1 protein-coding gene and 1 pseudogene are annotated in these 3,022 nt (G+C 72.0%); both read left to right on the top strand.

Annotated features, from left to right (window positions below; translation table 11 throughout):
* Positions 1-1,763: pseudogene (locus tag ACFW2E_RS44380) on the top strand (hypothetical protein); the annotation flags it as partial.
* A 183-nt stretch (positions 1,764-1,946) separates the two neighbouring features.
* On the top strand, positions 1,947-2,882 hold the full coding sequence (locus tag ACFW2E_RS44375; protein ID WP_384477127.1) for a cellulose-binding protein: 936 nt from the start codon (positions 1,947-1,949) through the stop codon (positions 2,880-2,882).
* The last annotated feature ends 140 nt before the right edge of the window (positions 2,883-3,022 follow it).

Below are 3,022 nucleotides of genomic sequence, written 5' to 3'. Positions count from 1 at the left end.
CCTCGGCTTCGCAGACGCTGTCCGACGCCCTGGACGAGGCGCCCCGCAGGCGCCGCGAGGCCGACGACCAGACCGGGCGGGAGCGCGGCGAGGCCGACCCGGAGCGCGAGCGGGCCCGCGAGCAGAGCGAGGAGCTGCTGGCCTCCGCGCGCAAGCGGGTGGAGGACGCGCAGGCCGAGGCCGTGCGTCTGGTCGAGGAGGCCGACCGGCGCGCCACCGAGATGGTGTCGGCGGCCGAGCAGCACGCCCAGCAGGTGCGGGACTCCGTTTCCGGGCTGCACGAGCAGGCGCAGGAGGAGATCACCGGCCTGCGTTCCGCCGCCGAGCACGCCGCGGACCGTACGCGCCGGGAGGCCGAGGAGGAGGCGGACCGGGTCCGCGCCGACGCCTACGCGGAACGGGACCGGGCGAGCGAGGACGCGAGCCGCCTGCGGCGCGAGGCGCAGGAGGAGTCCGAGGCGGCCAGGGCGCTCGCCGAGCGCACGATGGCGGAGGCGATCGCCGAGGCCGAGCGGCTGCGTTCGGACGCGGCCGCTCACGCCCAGCGGGTGCGCACCGAGGCCTCCGACGCCATCGCCGAGGCCGATCAGGCCGCCACGCGTACGCGTGCCGAGGCCCGTGACGACGCCAACCGCATCCGGTCCGACGCGGCGACGCAGGCGGACACCCTGATCTCCGAGGCGCGTTCCGAGGCGGAGCGGCTGCAGACGGAGACGGTCGCGGAGGCCGACCGGGTCCGGGCGGAAGCCATCGCCAAGGCCGAGAAGCTGATCACGGATGCCACCGGGGACGCCGAGCGGCTGCGTGCCGAGGCCGCCGAGACCGTCGGTTCCGCGCAGCAGCACGCCGAGCGCATCCGGGGCGAGTCCGAGCGTCTGAGGGCGGACGCGGAGGACGCGGCCGAGCGGCTGGTGGCCTCGGCCCGCGAAGAGGCCGAGCGCACGCTGGACGAGGCCCGCAAGGACGCCAACAAGCGGCGCTCCGAGGCGGCCGAGCAGGTCGACACGCTCATCACGGAGACCACGGCCGAGGCCGACAAGCTGCTCACCGAGGCACAGCAGCAGGCCCTGAAGGCCACCGCGGACGCCGAGTCGCAGGCGGACACGATGGTCGGCGCGGCCCGCAGCGAGGCGGAGCGGATCGTCTCCGAGGCGACGGTCGAGGGCAACGGGCTGGTGGAGAAGGCCCGCACGGACGCGGACGAGCTGCTCGTCGGCGCCCGCCGGGACGCCACCGCCATAAGGGAGCGGGCGGAGGAGCTGCGCGACCGCATCACGAGCGAGATCGAGAAGCTGCACGAGCGGGCCCGCCGCGAGGCCGCCGAGACCATGAAGTCCACCGGCGACCGCTGCGACGCGCTCATCAAGTCCGCGGAGGAGCAGCACGCCAAGGCACAGGCGAAGGCCAAGGAGATCGTCTCGGAGGCGAACTCCGAGGCGGGCAAGGTCCGTATCGCCGCCGTCAAGAAGGCCGAGGGGCTGCTCAAGGAGGCCGAGCAGAAGAAGGCCACGCTGGTCAGGGAGGCCGAGGAGCTCAAGGCCGAGGCGATCCGCGAGGCCAAGGGCACGGTCGAGGAGGGCAAGCGTGAGCTGGAGATCCTGGCGCGCCGCCGCGAGGACATCAACGCCGAGATCTCCCGGGTCCAGACCGTGCTCGAGGCGCTGACGTCGTTCGAGGCTCCGGGGGCCGGGAAGGACGGCGGAGTCAAGGCGGGAGCGTCCATCGGAACGCCTCGTTCGGGTGGCAAGTCTTCGGACGACTAGCCAAACCGGTCGATTCCGTTGCCTTCTGGGGCCTTTGTCCAAGTCTTTGGCAAGCGCTCCAGACCTCGACCACCCAAAAGAGGTGTCATTCTCCAGATCAAACACGTATCCGCTCGATGACACACCGCTTCGGCCCCTAGGATTCCACCTATCACCTCACCGGTCTCATTCGACAGGAACCCCATGAGCGACACTTCCCCCTACGGCTTCGAGCTAGTGCGGCGTGGGTACGACCGCGCTCAGGTGGACGAACGGATCTCCAAGCTCGTCTCCGACCGTGACAGCGCTCTCGCCCGCATCACCGCTCTGGAAAAGCGCATCGAGGAGCTCCACCTCGAGACGCAGAACGCCCAGACCCAGGTAAGCGACGCCGAGCCGTCGTACGCGGGTCTCGGCGCGCGTGTCGAGAAGATCCTCCGCCTCGCCGAGGAAGAGGCCAAGGATCTGCGTGAGGAGGCCCGGCGCGCGGCCGAGCAGCACCGCGAGCTCGCCGAGTCCGCAGCGCAGCAGGTCCGCAACGACGCAGAATCGTTCGCCGCGGAGCGCAAGGCCAAGGCCGAGGACGAGGGCGTCCGGATCGTCGAGAAGGCCAAGAGTGACGCCTCGCAGCTGCGTTCCGAGGCCCAGAAGGACGCGCAGTCCAAGCGCGAGGAGGCCGACGCCCTCTTCGAGGAGACCCGCGCCAAGGCCGCCCAGGCCGCCGCGGACTTCGAGACCAACCTGGCCAAGCGCCGCGAGCAGTCCGAGCGCGACCTGGCCTCGCGTCAGCAGAAGGCCGAGAAGCGCCTGGCGGAGATCGAGCACCGCGCCGAGCAGCTGCGCCTGGAGGCCGAGAAGCTGCGCACCGACGCCGAGCGCCGCGCCCGCCAGACGGTGGAGACGGCTCAGCGCCAGGCCGAGGACATCGTGGCCGACGCCAACGCCAAGGCCGACCGCATCCGCTCGGAATCCGAGCGCGAGCTCGCCGCGCTGACCAACCGCCGCGACAGCATCAACGCCCAGCTGACGAACGTCCGCGAGATGCTCGCCACACTGACGGGCGCCGCGGTGGCCGCCGCCGGTTCGCCGGCCGAGGACGAGCCGATCTCCCGCGGCGTCCCGGCCCAGCAGTCCCGGTAGCACCCGGCATACGTCGGCCGAACGCCGACGAAGCACCGACGAAGCCCCCATCCCCTCCCGTGGGACCGCGCCTAATGCCCTCGATTCCGGTGCCCGAGATCCAGCTGGTCGCGGTGGCCCACCGGGACCCCCGCAAGCAG

This window comes from Streptomyces sp. NPDC058964 (assembly GCF_042741275.1).
Lineage (GTDB): Bacteria > Actinomycetota > Actinomycetes > Streptomycetales > Streptomycetaceae > Streptomyces.
Note: the sequence above shows the minus strand (reverse complement) of the source record. Positions and strands in the feature narration are given on the sequence as shown.

What these genes read in the sequence shown, in the direction of transcription:
- ACFW2E_RS44375 (WP_384477127.1), top strand. Translation starts at nt 1,947, where the DNA reads ATGAGCGACACTTCCCCCTACGGCTTCGAGCTAGTGCGGCGTGGGTAC.